Annotated in this window: 14 protein-coding genes and 1 pseudogene; 5 read left to right on the top strand and 10 right to left on the bottom strand. The window is 38.4% G+C overall.

Annotation, left to right across the window (positions count from 1 at the left end; translation table 11 throughout):
* Nucleotides 1-31: 31 nt before the first annotated feature.
* Complete coding sequence (locus I9192_RS14680) at nucleotides 32-1,777, bottom strand: ShlB/FhaC/HecB family hemolysin secretion/activation protein (RefSeq protein ID WP_200149877.1); 1,746 nt, start codon at nucleotides 1,775-1,777, stop codon at nucleotides 32-34.
* Nucleotides 1,778-2,010: 233 nt separating this feature from the next.
* Here I9192_RS14680 and I9192_RS14685 point away from each other — a divergent pair, with 233 nt between their 5' ends.
* Nucleotides 2,011-2,187, top strand: a complete 177-nt coding sequence (locus tag I9192_RS14685) for a hypothetical protein (protein WP_162987725.1) — start codon at nucleotides 2,011-2,013, stop codon at nucleotides 2,185-2,187.
* Nucleotides 2,188-2,199: 12 nt separating this feature from the next.
* Here I9192_RS14685 and I9192_RS22365 read toward each other — a convergent pair whose 3' ends face one another.
* Both I9192_RS22365 and I9192_RS22370 read right to left on the bottom strand, forming a co-directional pair.
* Nucleotides 2,200-2,484 (bottom strand): hypothetical protein, encoded by a 285-nt coding sequence (locus I9192_RS22365; protein WP_005032620.1) that lies wholly within the window; start codon nucleotides 2,482-2,484, stop codon nucleotides 2,200-2,202.
* Complete coding sequence (locus I9192_RS22370) at nucleotides 2,485-3,069, bottom strand: hypothetical protein (protein ID WP_228289324.1); 585 nt, start codon at nucleotides 3,067-3,069, stop codon at nucleotides 2,485-2,487. It lies immediately after the preceding gene.
* A 438-nt stretch (nucleotides 3,070-3,507) separates the two neighbouring features.
* Here I9192_RS22370 and I9192_RS14695 point away from each other — a divergent pair, with 438 nt between their 5' ends.
* Nucleotides 3,508-4,788, top strand: coding sequence for a tyrosine-type recombinase/integrase (locus tag I9192_RS14695; protein WP_151793531.1), 1,281 nt, complete (start codon nucleotides 3,508-3,510; stop codon nucleotides 4,786-4,788).
* 99 nt (nucleotides 4,789-4,887) lie between these two features.
* Here I9192_RS14695 and I9192_RS14700 read toward each other — a convergent pair whose 3' ends face one another.
* The 4 genes and pseudogenes from I9192_RS14700 to I9192_RS22375 form a co-directional block, all read right to left on the bottom strand.
* Entirely contained in the window at nucleotides 4,888-6,585 is a 1,698-nt protein-coding gene (locus I9192_RS14700; RefSeq protein ID WP_198114738.1) for a DUF3732 domain-containing protein, read from the bottom strand.
* A gap of 284 nt (nucleotides 6,586-6,869) precedes the next feature.
* A complete protein-coding gene (locus I9192_RS14705) occupies nucleotides 6,870-7,379 on the bottom strand; it encodes a three component ABC system middle component (protein WP_151793533.1) in 510 nt (169 codons plus the stop codon).
* Nucleotides 7,380-7,384: 5 nt separating this feature from the next.
* On the bottom strand, nucleotides 7,385-8,533 hold the full coding sequence (locus tag I9192_RS14710) for an ABC-three component system protein (RefSeq protein WP_151793534.1): 1,149 nt from the start codon (nucleotides 8,531-8,533) through the stop codon (nucleotides 7,385-7,387).
* Nucleotides 8,534-8,740: 207 nt separating this feature from the next.
* Nucleotides 8,741-9,153 (bottom strand): annotated as a pseudogene (locus I9192_RS22375) (recombination directionality factor); the annotation flags it as partial.
* 198 nt (nucleotides 9,154-9,351) lie between these two features.
* On the opposite strand from I9192_RS22375, the gene I9192_RS14720 reads away from it, so the two are divergent.
* Together I9192_RS14720 and chrA are read left to right on the top strand one after the other, a co-directional pair.
* On the top strand, nucleotides 9,352-10,272 hold the full coding sequence (locus tag I9192_RS14720; protein ID WP_151793536.1) for a chromate resistance protein ChrB domain-containing protein: 921 nt from the start codon (nucleotides 9,352-9,354) through the stop codon (nucleotides 10,270-10,272).
* 2 nt (nucleotides 10,273-10,274) lie between these two features.
* A complete protein-coding gene (gene chrA / locus I9192_RS14725) occupies nucleotides 10,275-11,627 on the top strand; it encodes a chromate efflux transporter (RefSeq protein WP_151793537.1) in 1,353 nt (450 codons plus the stop codon).
* 43 nt (nucleotides 11,628-11,670) lie between these two features.
* Here the strand turns inward: chrA and dmeF are convergent, their stop codons facing one another.
* The gene (dmeF, locus tag I9192_RS14730) at nucleotides 11,671-12,597 is read right to left on the bottom strand and encodes a CDF family Co(II)/Ni(II) efflux transporter DmeF (protein ID WP_151793538.1); all 927 of its coding nucleotides are present in this window, start codon (nucleotides 12,595-12,597) and stop codon (nucleotides 11,671-11,673) included.
* A 56-nt stretch (nucleotides 12,598-12,653) separates the two neighbouring features.
* Here dmeF and I9192_RS14735 point away from each other — a divergent pair, with 56 nt between their 5' ends.
* Nucleotides 12,654-12,923, top strand: coding sequence for a metal/formaldehyde-sensitive transcriptional repressor (locus tag I9192_RS14735; protein ID WP_151793539.1), 270 nt, complete (start codon nucleotides 12,654-12,656; stop codon nucleotides 12,921-12,923).
* 32 nt (nucleotides 12,924-12,955) lie between these two features.
* Here I9192_RS14735 and I9192_RS14740 read toward each other — a convergent pair whose 3' ends face one another.
* Nucleotides 12,956-13,081 (bottom strand): YHYH domain-containing protein, encoded by a 126-nt coding sequence (locus tag I9192_RS14740; RefSeq protein WP_016541229.1) that lies wholly within the window; start codon nucleotides 13,079-13,081, stop codon nucleotides 12,956-12,958.
* Nucleotides 13,082-13,170: 89 nt separating this feature from the next.
* Complete coding sequence (locus I9192_RS14745; protein ID WP_151793540.1) at nucleotides 13,171-14,478, bottom strand: MFS transporter; 1,308 nt, start codon at nucleotides 14,476-14,478, stop codon at nucleotides 13,171-13,173.
* Nucleotides 14,479-14,544 lie beyond the last annotated feature (66 nt).

The following is a 14,544-nucleotide window of genomic DNA, read 5'->3' on the forward strand; positions in this document are numbered from 1 at the left end:
GAAAGTTGTATATGGATCTTGATGTAATGGATTAATACATCCAGTTCAAACTAAACCCTGTAGTCACATTGTCTGTTCTGTAGTGCGCTGGTTTCTTCAATGGCGTGCCAACAAAAACGTCATAACTGACGGATTTTAAAATTTGACCTCGCAATCCAAAGGCAGCCCCCATTAAACTTGTACCCAACAATGGATTAGGTTCGTGCGCAGTTTTTCCACCGACCTCACCAAAATCAATGCCGGTATACCATTGCATTGGAAGTCTAGACATCGAGCCACTGATTTCATTGCGGACTAAGAAGCCATTGTCTGCCAATAAGGTTTGTTCACCATCAAAGCCGCGCACGGTATAACGGTTCCCAATCGAAAAACGGTCTTGAGGTGTCAATGGTTTTTGACTATGTTGGGTTCGCCATTCAGCAAGATATTGCAACGATTGATTGCCCACCTTGAAAGGAACTTGCAGGCTGGCATTGGCTTGTAATATGCCAACATGGGTATAAGCCTCGCCAAATTCCTCTTCAGGTGCACGCATTGCATTAAATGCACCTGTTCCACGTTTATAGGTTAAATTTCCGTTTAAGGTTGCATTGGCTAAATATTCTGTATGATCTAAGCTGGCTTTCCAGCCAGCCGTTTTTCTGCGCTGCACTTCAATTTCTACATCATTGATGAAGTTTTGTGACTCTCTATACCAACCACCGACACTGGCTGTGGTTTTGCGTTTTGCATCTCGATAAAGTACACGCGATAAATCTGCGCCAATGAGCTTGCTTTTCCCACTATAGCTATAACTTTCACTGGCGCCTGCAACCGTCTGGTTATAGTCAGATTGACTATAACTGGTACTCAATATCCAGTATTTCAGCGGAATGCTATAACTTAAATAATAGCCATCTGTCCCACGCTTTCCAGAATCCCCACCACCTAAATCATGGTTATAACTGCCATAAAATAAATCATTTGCGGTAAACAGATGATCTAAAGATAAAGTCGCAGTTCCTTGATATTTACCTGTTGAATCTGAACCTGCATCATCAATCCCTAAATGAATGCGGTAAGGTTTTGATTGTTGCCATGCCAGTTCCAAGTCACTACAGCCTGGTTCTTTACGCTGTTCTGAAGGTTTAATCTTAAAATCAGCTTCAACAGTCGGTACACGTTTAAAGTTTTCCAACCCCTGTTCAATATCTCGAATATTTAAAATATCGCCAGTTCGCACAGGCAACGCATTAAATTTGTGTGCGCGCTTAGATGTTCCTTGAACAAATTGAATTTGATCGACTTTACCAGCGATGACTTGAAGCTTAATTTCACCTGATGCGATATTTTGTTGGGGCAACAGCATACGCGTTGTCACATAGCCATGACTAATAATACGGTTTTGAATCAAATCCAATGCTTGATTTAAACCTTGCACCCCGATACAGCGACCAATCAAATTATGCTCACCTTGAATCACGGGACGCATCGCGAAAGTAAATTGGCGGGCATCATCCCCAATCAATACAAACTTTTTAATGTCAAAACATAGTTTTTCACTATGTGACTGTAAATATTGTAGCTGTGGTTGTGTAATTAATTGTTTTTCTAATCCCGTCTGTACCACAGGTTCAGGTTGTAATTGCTTTTGTAATGCTTCATCACGTTGTTGTTGACGTTGAGTAGCATCTGTTTCCAAATTTTGAGGAAATTGTGGGTCTGCCGCGTTTGTTAGTGTTCCCAAAAGTATTAAACAAACACCCAAAGAAATTTGGTTTAATTTTAAATTTTTCATGTCAATAGTAATTGTGATGTATTTCACATTTAATTATTTCTAAATTATGACATTTTGTAAATACTCAAATTCATTATTTTTTCTCAAATCACTTTGACTTATATAGTATATTTTGATTAACAATTACACACTTTTGACAACAACAATGAGTCGATTAGACCTCTAATAATTGAAATATGTTCAATAACACCTTTAGACATTTAGGCAAGATCTTGAATGTGGTAATTCTTGATATGGCTAAGGTTTCTAAAGAATTTCTTAAACGATTGGATTGTATTGAGGAAGTCAGAAAGAATAAAACATTTACAGCACTGTCTGTAGATGCTTTCCCACCCATTCTTTCTTATGATGAGTTGGAAGCGATTGCTATGCCTCAACAACAGTTAGTTGAGAAAACTAGATATGATTAGACTAAATCTAATTTATGAAAGAATCTCCAAAAATGGATTTTTATCAATAATTGCAGCATTTGACTTCTTACTGAGGAAATCCACAAGATCGCCTTGGCGTTGTAACAACATAACAATTTCACGTAATGAACATAAAAAAATTGTTTTTTGACTAAGAGCATCTCTACATACAGACTCTACCGATGAGGCATAACCATTTGCTGAAATAAAAATTCCATTAGCATTTTGACGAAGAAACAAGCGACTTAGATGTGGTGAAAATTCGCCTATGCCAACTGGTGCATTAAGCCACTTCATTTAGACAAGATAAATCTGACCATTTAATTCAATCACTCCATCTATTTGCTCAACTACTATAGATGTATCTGGATCTCTACGGCGAAAATCTTCTCTAACTAGTATCCCATAAAATTTAAATAAATCGTTTAATATGCTTTCTAAAAGCTTACCTCTTTCATGTGGCTTCTCATCCAAGCCGAATAATGCCGAAAGACGGCGGTTAATAGCATCAATATCCTCTGATTTTTTTGTAGCTATGGCACGTTCTGCACGTGACTTTGCCATACGCTCTTCTCGTTCAACATCTCGTTCTTGTTTTATACGAGTGAATGTATCTTTTTTACCCACAGCTTCCCGAATAGTTGTAACTAAGCCTTTAGCTTTATATTGATCACCTTCCCAACACGTTTCAAAACTTTCAAACTCAACAACTCTCTTAATAATTTCACGGCGTGTGCCAAGCGCACTATCACCACGAGCATTGACTTTTGTAAGAATATTTCTAGCGATCTCATACTTTGTTATTGAGAATTTATTAACGGCAACTAACCGCTCAACTTCACCAAGATCATCCTGAGCTACTCCAGCACCACGAAAAAACAAAAAAACATCTTTCTTACTACGACATAGCAAAGGAATGGTATCGACTAGTGGCTGAGTATCTCGGGTAGATAGTGAAATGCTTCTGCCATCTAAATTATTCTCCAATAACCCTAATGATGAAAGTTTAATATCAAAGATAAATTAATAAATACATACTCAACAATATATTAGAAAATGGGCTTACTAAATAAACCCATTGAAATTATTTTATGCTTACGCCACCCAAACCCCAGAAACAACAAAGCCCCGATAATCGGGGCTTTGTCATTAATATTTGGCGGAAGCGGTGTCCGTATAACACTAGTCTTAAGCGATCCAAACCAATATTAAAAATTTATATTTTACAGCATCTTAATATTTTAATCATCCTAACCAGTCTTGTCTCTTCCTGCCATTTCCAGTATTTTATGAGGGGTAGGTTGTGGGGTAAATCAAGACATGCCAAAGAAATCTAAAGAGCTATCTGCGCTCAGTGTAGCAAAAATTAAAGCGACTGGACGACATTCTGTAGGAGGTGTTGATGGTCTTTGCTTAAATGTTGAAGGCAATTCCCGGGTCTGGATTTTACGTGCTGTAGTAGGTAAACGCTTAGATAAAGATGGCAAGTTAAAATCTCATCGCCGTGATATCGGGATTGGCCCCTACCCTGAAGTTTCCTTAGCGGAAGCTCGTGCCAAGGCCACTGAATTAAGACTACAAATACGAAGTGGCATTGATCCAATTGCACATAAGCAGGAACAACTTAAAAATCTTCATGTCCAGCAGCTACGGAACAGAACATTCATGGAGTGTGCAAAAGTCGTTATTGCCAATAAAACTCGTGAACTCAAAAATGAAAAGCATATTGGACAATGGTCATCAACACTAGAAACTTATATCTATCCAACGTTAGGTGATATTAGCATTGGCACGATTACCAAAGTCGATATTGCTGAGGTTCTTAAACCAATCTGGATTGAAAAAAATGAAACCGCCAAACGTATCCGTGGGCGTCTAGAAACTATTTTCGATTATGCCAAGGCTATGGGATATTTTGAAGGTGATAACCCTGCCGAATGGAAAGGTAATCTTGAGCCTATCTTAGGTAATCTAAAACAGGAATCACGCCCTCACCCATCTTTACCTTATGAGCAGGTGGCTGAGTTTATACAGCACCTAAGACAGAAAAAAGGAATTTCACCGAAAGCTCTAGAATTTACAATTTTAACCGCATGTCGTTCTGGCGAGGTTTTTGGAGCCAAATGGCAAGAAATTGATTTTAAGAATAAAATTTGGATTATTCCTAAAGAACGTATGAAAGCGGAAAAGGAACACCGTGTACCATTGTCTCAACAGGCAATTAATTTGCTTAATTCCATTCGAGAACATACTCAACTACAAGATTTTATTTTCCCTGCACCTCGTAGTGGTGAAATGCTTTCTGACATGTCGTTGACTACGCTGATCAAACGTATGCATGAACAAAAGCTTAAAGAAAATGACTTAGGCTATATTGATCCTAAACAAAATCGAGTGATTACAACACATGGGTTTCGATCTACTTTCCGTGACTGGTCAGCAGATAAAACTGATTACCCACGTGAAGTCTGTGAACATGTTCTTGCACATAAGTTACCAGATGAGGTTGAAGCTGCTTACCTACGTGGGGCTTATCTTGAAAAACGTAAAGGACTGATGAATGATTGGGCTGTGTTTTGTTCTAAAAATACTGTCGAATAATGGTTCGGACACTCAAACCTTAATATCCATTAAAATACCAATTTAAAAATAAACGTACCAAAAGTAATGTTATATTTTTCAGAGTTAGATGTATTCCCCTTAATCTAAATCAATCTCCATTGACGAATACCATGAAACAGGAACCAATCCTTTACCACGCCACTCTTCAACAAGATGAACATTTTCCAGTTTTCCCCATACCTCTTCACCAGCATGGTCTAAAACAATGATCTGCAAACGCCCTTTCGTACGCTCTCCAACCACATAATTAAACAGCGAAAAGACTTTTCGTACTGCAACAATATCTTCATTTTTCCATATAGGATCAAGTTCATCACTAAATCCTCGCTCTACCCTACGCACAGGGAAATATACTTGACTCGGTTGATCATAAATTAGAAGTGCAGGTACAGGGTGATTCGGAAGCGACAAAAAATATCCCTGCAGAGCAAGAGTTAAAGCTATGTGATATGCCAACCAATTAGCTCCACTTCCGATCTCCCAAAGAAAATCGTCCCTCGTCCCCCTAATAACTTTTACAGTTAGATCCTGAATAATTAAACGAATTGGTGCCTCTGGCCACTCTCCATCAAGCTTTGGGATTAAGCGTCCAGAAATATTTTGAATAGTATTTAGAGCATTCTCCAACTTTTGCTCGATCTCATGCTCCGACACAAATTTTAAAATATCTGCTATCTTAGATTTAAGTGCAACGACCTCCTCACTGAGAGCAGATGAAGTATCGGCTGTTTCATACAGCCTCAAAGCTTCTTGTAGTCGCCCCTGGAATCTTGATATCTCCTCACTTCGTGAAGTCACCTTGCGAACATCTTCCGACCGTCCTTCAAGGATACGGATTTCTTGTCGGACTATCGCCAGTTCACCCAACAATTGATCTACTGATTCACGTTGCCGAAGTGTTTCCCTACCTAAAGACTCTGTTACAGTGGGATAAGTACGTAAGCGTAACTCTATCCCCTCTAAAGCCTCACACAATTGATCAATTCTTGCACGACTATTAACGCTTGGCTCAAGAACAATTGCTGGTTTGGCTGTAGATAGGTCTCTTATCCATGATGATAAACTGAGCCTATCACGCTGAATACGTAAACCATTACCATACTCATCACTACTTTCATCCAAACGACGCAATTCCTGTAATCGTTGTCGCGATTGAGAAAGCTCTATCGCTAATTTGGACTCTGTACTACGTAATTCGGTCAGTTTAGTCATAATGACATCCATTGACTTCAATGTCGGCATGGCTATACGTGCATCATTATGTAATGCGGAACGTAAAAGATCTAATATTGAAAGCCAGTCATCTGGAATCACGGTATTAGATGGTAAAAGCCCATACTCAATTGCTAGATGGACCCATGTGGAACCCTCTCGTTGCCATGCTTCTCCAGAATTTTTACGAACTTTAAGTTCACTTTCTTTTCGTCTGAGTATACGTTGGAGACGGTCAAGTTCATGACGAGCTTGCAAAAGTTCGGGGCTAATCGCATTTAGAATATAGGGGAAAATTGTTTTCAGCTTTTCTCTATGTTCTGTCGTATCCGCCTTAAAAAACATTACGTCAGGGTTAGCAATGATATTTTGTGGCTGAAATAAGAATGCCATCAAATCTCGAAAACTAGGGCGAAATTTAAAACGATCTTCAGTTCCTGGTTCGAATTGCAGATTGGACAATCCAGCCAAACGATTCAAAATTGCCTTAACATGATCGACATTGTGATTTTTACTTTGAATTTCATTGGGTAATTGAATCTCAGGTGCTTCTATAACGAACATATCACCTGAACTCTTAAGTTCCCCTGGTTCCCGACGCGCAAATAGCTTTTGGCCTTCTAAAGTATCTACTAGTACACCAAACCATGAGCAAGTTTCACGAATCACACCAACTGGTATTGCACATTTTTCAGCTCCCAAACAATAATCAATAATAGGGATAACTGACGACTTTCCAGTTTTTGAAGAACCACTAATGACGTTGACCTTTCCAGGTTCAAATTTCACAATACGAGGTTCACCACCTTTTCGAGGCCATAAGATGACCTGTCTTAATTGAAAGTACATTAAAACTCCACTTTAAGAGTGCGCACAATTTGTTGGTCAGAAACACTTGCAAACCAATATCCTATCCTTTCACATGCCATACCAATACGTCTAATACGTTCAGGCAACAGAGGGACAGATTTGTCATCATTTAGACCAACAGCCCACAAAGTTGCTTCTGCAGGATCAATACGAATCAAGCTTGACTGCTCTGCACGCATTAGTGACTCTAGGGTACACTGCCGCAGCGCTATGGCACGATTATGAATAGCTATGAGATTCTCTCTCTTCTCCCCTAACTTACCTGCAAATAAGTGAAGTCCAGAAGCTTTCTGGGTACTCAACACAATCGCTAAAGTAGGAGCATGTAGAACTAACGGCAATATGAGAAAACTAAGAGGTAATGTGGCCGCTCGACCTTCAATATCTTGGAAACCTAGCCCGAATTTCCAAATAGCATATGCGCCCAATGCTTCGTTTTGTATTAAAACAGCTTCACTTAAAGCACTTGTCAAATTGGCATCCGTCACGATTCCTATTCCTTATTTAAAAGAGTTTTATACTCAACATGCCAACCAAGTTTTTTTCTATTCGCGAGATCATTGAATCCTCCATGTGTGAAATGTCCAGGCACTACACGGCTCTCAAGCGGCACATCAAGGACAGAACAGCGGTTATAAGTTGTCCTCCCTTGAATAACATTATCTTTATTTGAAAATGTATCTTTTAATTCACCTTGGATAGCTGCATGACGACGCAAGAGAGTATCTTCCCACTCATCAAAGCTATCCTCGAATACCAGCCCTTGTTCTGCCCATTTTACCTTGTCACCAATTGTTCGCATGTAATCACAGACCGCACGTAACTGCTGATCTTGTGAAACTTCAATTAACTGTAATTGTTTAATAAAAGTGGGGCAACTCTGCAAGATGGTTTCAATTTTGTCAGAAGGCAACCTCGTAGAAAAAGAAGTTAAATAGCCAAGAAGATTATTTCTTTGAATAAATGTATGAAATATCTTTCGAAAATCAGCGGCACAAATTATCGCTGGTTCATGGCTACGAATATATCGGTCAGCTCGCTCCTTAACCATCCCAATTGCAGATTCACAGATAACATCAATAGAGGCTGAAGGTATGGTAGGAGCTAATAGTCCACGCAAAGGCTCAACTGGATCATTGTCATCACTGACTATCTGGAATCCAATAATGAGAGCATTCTGATGAGCTTCGGTTGCATCCAAAAACTTTTGAACATGATTAATGCATTCTGGCAGACGTTTACGTGCTTTTAGCTTTCCTTTTACTAACTGGACGATAGCTTGCACTTCTTCAGGCTTACTCGCTAGGTGCATAGCCGAACTAACCCTTCCAGTTTTGGGTGGTGTGACATATAACTGGAATGAGGTTTTAAAAACATCTATTTTTCCAGATGTTAATAAGTCAAGCCAGTTTCCCAATGTCTTCCATAAGTCTTCTGACCAGTCAGCTAGCGCATTATGAGATAGCGCACTTTTACATTGTTCAAGAAGTAGGCTACCATCAGCAAAGTGAACAGCAATATCATCTAATACTTCAAGTGAGACACTCGCACTTTCTGGGCTATTGAGCAAATGGTAGCAAAGCCTAACAGGCTGAAGAGCAAACCCAAGATAAGGACCTGGTGCGCTATGTTTGACAATCATACTCACCCTATTTCAAATCTATAAATTCTCATGACATCCACCTAAAACGGCATATTCTCTTAATTTCTACATAATGTCCTAGTTAAACTAGGTTTATACTGTTTATTAAATTGAGATTACCAATCAATTAAAAGTTCGGCAATCTTTAAATATCTTATTTAATTGCTTTTAATCTAAATTAATATCAGAAGTATATATTGCTCAAAATAAATTAATACTATCACGTAATGTTAGATCCACGTATTAAATCGAAATGCGATACCCTTAGAAGTATTATTACCTCTTAAGATCAACTGCAATGGCATGAAAGTCATGCAGATCACCTGATTGCTTAATAATAACGAAATCAAGCGACTTAGGTACGAATGCAATTAAAGCCAGTGGTTCTAAAGATGATTGTACCGAACCATCAAAGTTGCCGTAGAGTCTACGATATGGCTTGCATAATCCACCCTGATTCAATGAACATAAATCAGGGGATGGGCATGGATGCTGTTCAATCCCATTTTTCCCAATCACTGACAGGTTTCATCATTGCTTGTACAGATTAAATGCCCTGTTTGTCTGTCAAATAGGCTGTACTTTGCTTGTAGGTTCGATTCATGATCGTTGAAGATCATTCATACTACTGAGCTTTTTTCAGCACAATAGACTAGTATCTCCAACACATCACATGGTTCTCAACTTTAACTCTACTTTCATCAAAACTTATCCACTGCTCGTCTTAATATTAATTCTAATATAAGAAATCAGTTCTTCATATTTGTAGTATAAAAAAAATAATGTAATATAATAAACAAATAAGTTTAGTATATTACATGAAAATATCCTTACTCATATCCTCATTGCCTACGCAGAACACAACCACTCGTATGAGAGTCTGGCGATCTCTCAAAGCAAGCGGCGCGGCAATTCTAAGAGATGGCGTCTATTTGCTCCCTATTTCTCATAGTGCAAAGTTTGAACCTATTGCTAATGATGTTATTTCAGAACAAGGAACTGCTTATATATTTCATGCAGAGCAACCCTTAAATCTTGAGCTTGCTCCTTTTTTCAGTCGGAAAGAAGAATACGATATCCTCTATAAACAACTGTCTGAATTAAGAGATCGGCAGACCAAAGATGAAAAGAAAGAGCTGCTCAAGCAAATCCGGAAATTAAGAAAAAGTATCGATGCACTGGTAGAAATTGACTATTACCCCGATGAGACTCAAGCACAGGTTTTAAATGAGCTATCTTCATTAGAACTTTCAATTGCACGTCTTGGTGAAGTGAATGAGCCTCAAGCAATACAAGCTCACATTCAACTTCTAGATAAAGCTAGTTATCAAAATAGAATTTGGGCAACACGTAAAAGACCTTGGATTGATCGCCTAGCCTCTGCATGGCTAATAAAGACATTTATTGATACCTCACCAACATTCATTTGGTTAGAAACACCAAGGGACTGCCCAAAAGAAGCATTTGGATTCGATTTTGATGGTGCAACTTTCAGTCATATCAATCATTGGGTGACCTTCGAAGTTCTTTTACATAGTTTTGATCTAGAAACACCCGCATTAAAGAAAATCGCTGAAATTGTTCATTACCTTGATGTAGGTGGGATTGAACCTCCCGAAGCAATCGGTATTGAAAAAGTTATTCAAGGAATTCGAAGTCAGATAAGTGACGATGACCAATTATTTGCATTATCGAATCACATTTTCGATGGCTTATATGCCAACCTATCAAGAGAATAATCATGGAACAAGAACAAGCCGCTGCACCCGATGAGCCAGCACAGCCAGTTCATTTTTGGCAAGCCTTCTTATTTTGGCTTAAATTGGGATTTATTAGTTTTGGTGGGCCAGCGGGACAAATCGCTGTCATGCACCAAGAACTTGTTGAACAAAAACGTTGGATTTCCGAAAAACGTTTCTTACACGCTCTCAACTACTGCATGTTATTACCTGGACCTGAAGCTCAACAATTAGCAACCTACATAGGTTGGTTAATGCACAGGACTATAGGTGGTATTGTTGCAGGTGTCTTATTCGTTTTACCTTCTTTATTTATCCTGATCGCCCTTTCATGGGTCTATGTAAAGTTTGGTGATGTTCCTATCATTGCTGGTCTCTTTTATGGAATCAAACCAGCTGTTGTTGCTATCGTCTTTCATGCAACTTACCGGATTGGCAGCCGATCATTAAAGAATAAGTTTTTATGGGCAATTGCTGCACTTGCATTCGTTGCTATCTTTTTCTTTAACCTTCCGTTTCCTTTAATTGTTCTAAGCGCTGCAATCATTGGATACTTGGCAAGTAAAAAATATCCAAGCTTTTTTACGGGTGGAAGTTCACATCAGCAAGGTAAAAAAGATTATGGCCCAGCATTAATTGATGATGATACTCCAACCCCAGAACATGCCATATTTAGTTGGAAGCACTTAGGAAAAATATTATTTATAGGTGCAATTTTATGGTTTACGCCCATTATAGGTTTGACTCTAACCTTGGGATGGGATCATGCCTATACACAAATGGCTTGGTTCTTTACTAAAGCAGCGCTGCTGACATTTGGTGGAGCTTATGCTGTATTACCCTACGTGTATCAAGGTGCTGTAAATTTTTATGGCTGGTTAGGACCAACACAAATGATTGACGGCTTAGCTCTAGGAGAAAGCACCCCTGGTCCATTGATCATGGTTGTTGCATTCGTAGGTTTTTTAGGCGGTTATAATCATGCATTATTAGGTAGCGAGCATTTATTTCTAGCGGGTGCAATTGGTGCAGTAATCGTCACTTGGTTTACGTTTCTATTTTCATTCATTTTCATTCTAGCTGGCGCTCCTGTTATTGAATCAACTCACAATGAACTAAAGTTTACAGCGCCTTTAACAGCAATCACTGCTGCTGTTGTCGGTGTGATACTAAACTTAGCACTTTTCTTTAGCTATCACGTCTTATGGCCAAATGGATTCAATCATCCTTTCAACTATGAAGCAGCATTCATTGCAATAGCGGCATTTATTGCCTTGTTCCATTTTGAAGTCAAAGTCATGTATGTGATTCTTGCCGCTGCCTTATGTGGTTTGATTCTATACATTGGAGCCTAAAAATTAAGAGGAGCTTTAAAAGCTCCTCTTAATTAAAAACCTATTAAATAAAATGAATTTCTACACTCGCATGAACAATTTCTTCATGAATAGAAAGTGCTTTCTTTACAACATCAGGCGTTAAATCAATACCTGTACTCTCTAAAGCCAAGATACATGAAAATTTCCCTTTCCCAACTTTCCAAACGTGTAAATCAGTAATTTTAACTTGAGTAAACTGATCAACAACTTCTCTAATTTCATCTACAACAGGATGCGACATTTCTGCATCAAGTAAAGTCTTTCCAGTTTCACTCAACAAACCCCATGACCATTTTGCAACTAGAATTGCGCCAACAATACCAAGTAAAGCATCCAAGAAATTCCAACCAAAATATTTACCTGCAATAAGAGCCACAATTGCAAGTACAGAAGTCACCGCATCAGCCACTACATGAATAAAAGCTGCTTTTTGATTTAAATCATGATGATGATCATGATGGTGGTCATCATGACCATGGTGATGGTGATGGTCTCCACCATCGTGCAATAACCATGCACAAATTATATTTACTAATAAACCAACAATAGCAATAGGAATCGCTTCATTATAGTGAATATTTACAGGGTTCATTAAACGATCAATGGACTGAATTCCCATTAATATCGCGACTACCATTAAAATAATGGCACTGCTATAACCTGCTAAAATTTCAATTTTCCAAGTACCAAAGCTAAATCTTTTGTCATGAGCATAATGACGAGCCATTCGATACGCAAAATAGGCCAAGCCTAGAGCCACCATATGTGAACTCATATGCCAACCATCTGCAAGCAGCGCCATTGAATTAAAAATCCAACCACCAAAAATTTCTAGTACCATCATTATCGCTGTTAAGATCGTAGCGATAAGAATCTTTTTTTGAGCTAAGGGATTTCCCTCATCAAATTGATGAGAATGATAGCGATCCAAGTTACTATGAAGTTGCATAAGTTTTATCTTTCCAAGATACTCCCCCCCAGTATATATTTTTTTAAGGAAAAATCATGTCTCATTTGCATCAAGATAAAAAAATTTTTAATCGCATTAAACGGATTCAAGGACAAGTTGCATCTGTAGAAAAGTCACTTTTGACGCCAGAAAGCTCCTGTCTTGATGTTTTACAACAAGTTGCAGCAATTAAAGGTGCTGTTAATGGGTTAATGCAGCAACTGCTAGAGCAACATTTAAGAGAACATGTACTAAAAGGAGACCAAAATTTTGATGAAGAAGAAATGCAAAAATACTTATTGTTATTAGATCGTTATTCAAAGTGAGTAGAACATTATGCTCTACTCACTTTTTATTATTAATGGCAGTGACGATCCCCTGTCTTGCTATTTGTATGGCAGCCTGAAGAATCAGTACCACCTGAATGAGCAAAAGCATTTGTTACCGCAAGCCCCATTAAACATACAAAGATTAGTTTTTTCATGTTGTTCCCCTTTTTTATTGAACGATAAAACAAGTTTGAAATTGTACAACAAATAAACGGGTTACTTCTAAGCCATTAGTCGAAAAGAATTATTTAGGCCACTTTTGATGATAGTCATCAATCACATACTCATGCACATGTACACCATTGACTTGGTGCTGAACCACATGATCGTGGTCTGCGGGTAAATCATCATGGCTATGTGCTAGAAAATCTTCATCTTTAGTTGTCCATAAGCGTAATGCAAGAATGAGAGCAATAATCGCAATAACAGCCATCGGAATAAAAGTCTGTATTGTGCCTATATTGGTACTTAACCATCCAACTAATGGATAAGTAATTAACCAACAAGCATGAGAGAAAGCAAATTGTGCGGCAAACAGTGAGGTTCTATTCTCACTCGATGCAGACTTGCGAATTAAACGGCCTGTAGGTGTTTGTGAAACAGAATATCCAATACCAAGTACAAACCAAAGTGCAAGCAAACCATTATAAGATGTAATGAAATAACCACTTAACAGCCCGATTACAAGAATTGTTGTACCAGTCAACATAACTGATCGATCAGGAAATTTATCCAATATCTTTGGCAAAACAAAAGCCGATAACATTGATCCAAGACCAAATAAACCAAATGCCCATGTCGTTGCATTTTCAGTAAGTTTAAATGTCGATTGAACCAGTACAACAGTATTTACAATCACAACCGCACTCGCCGATGCAATTGCTAGATTTAAAGCAAGCAACGCTTTAAGTCTTGGCGTATTAAAATAAATTTTAGCTCCCTGCTTTATACGACTATAAACAGCTCTAAATTCAGGTACTTTGGCAACTGGTAATTTTGCACTTACCACAAACAAAGCAGAACCGATAAAACCTAATACTGTCCCTAAAAACAGATTATGGTAGCTCATGACAGTGAGTAAGAAACCTGCCAGCATTGGACTGATAATATTTTCCAAATCATAGGCTAAGCGAGACAATGACAAAGCATTGGTATAGTCTTTTTCTTCAGGAAGAACATCTGGAATCATTGCCTGAAATGTTGGTGTAAATGCAGCAGAAGCAGATTGCAAAATAAAAATGAGAATATAAATTTGCCAAATTTGCGTTACAAACGGTAGACACAATGCTGTTAATGCTCGAATAACATCTAGTCCAACCAATACTTGTTTTCTTGGTAATCTCTCAGCAAATGCAGATGCTATAGGTGCTACACCGATATAAGCAATCATCTTAATTGCCAATGCAATACCGAGAACTTGGGCTGCTTCTCCCTTTGCAATATCGTAGGCCTGTAAAGCTAGAGCGATTGTGATTAACCCCGTTCCGATTAGTGCTATTACTTGGGCCAAAAACAAATGCCGATATGTTGTGTTTTTTAGTACTTCTAGCATCTTATGGATTCCTTTTAGAACCTGACTTCTTTAGCAATTCAATCTCCTTGGAATATTATTCCAAGG

The organism is Acinetobacter bereziniae, from assembly GCF_016576965.1.
Classification (GTDB): Bacteria; Pseudomonadota; Gammaproteobacteria; order Pseudomonadales; family Moraxellaceae; genus Acinetobacter; species Acinetobacter bereziniae.

Coding starts and splice junctions, on each gene's coding strand:
- I9192_RS14680 (WP_200149877.1), bottom strand. CDS start 1,777: ATGAAAAATTTAAAATTAAACCAAATTTCTTTGGGTGTTTGTTTAATA.
- I9192_RS14685 (WP_162987725.1), top strand. CDS start 2,011: ATGGCTAAGGTTTCTAAAGAATTTCTTAAACGATTGGATTGTATTGAG.
- I9192_RS22365 (WP_005032620.1), bottom strand. CDS start 2,484: ATGAAGTGGCTTAATGCACCAGTTGGCATAGGCGAATTTTCACCACAT.
- I9192_RS14695 (WP_151793531.1), top strand. CDS start 3,508: ATGCCAAAGAAATCTAAAGAGCTATCTGCGCTCAGTGTAGCAAAAATT.
- I9192_RS14700 (WP_198114738.1), bottom strand. CDS start 6,585: ATGTTCGTTATAGAAGCACCTGAGATTCAATTACCCAATGAAATTCAA.
- I9192_RS14710 (WP_151793534.1), bottom strand. CDS start 8,533: ATGATTGTCAAACATAGCGCACCAGGTCCTTATCTTGGGTTTGCTCTT.
- I9192_RS14720 (WP_151793536.1), top strand. CDS start 9,352: ATGAAAATATCCTTACTCATATCCTCATTGCCTACGCAGAACACAACC.
- chrA (WP_151793537.1), top strand. CDS start 10,275: ATGGAACAAGAACAAGCCGCTGCACCCGATGAGCCAGCACAGCCAGTT.
- dmeF (WP_151793538.1), bottom strand. CDS start 12,597: ATGCAACTTCATAGTAACTTGGATCGCTATCATTCTCATCAATTTGAT.
- I9192_RS14735 (WP_151793539.1), top strand. CDS start 12,654: ATGTCTCATTTGCATCAAGATAAAAAAATTTTTAATCGCATTAAACGG.
- I9192_RS14740 (WP_016541229.1), bottom strand. CDS start 13,081: ATGAAAAAACTAATCTTTGTATGTTTAATGGGGCTTGCGGTAACAAAT.
- I9192_RS14745 (WP_151793540.1), bottom strand. CDS start 14,478: ATGCTAGAAGTACTAAAAAACACAACATATCGGCATTTGTTTTTGGCC.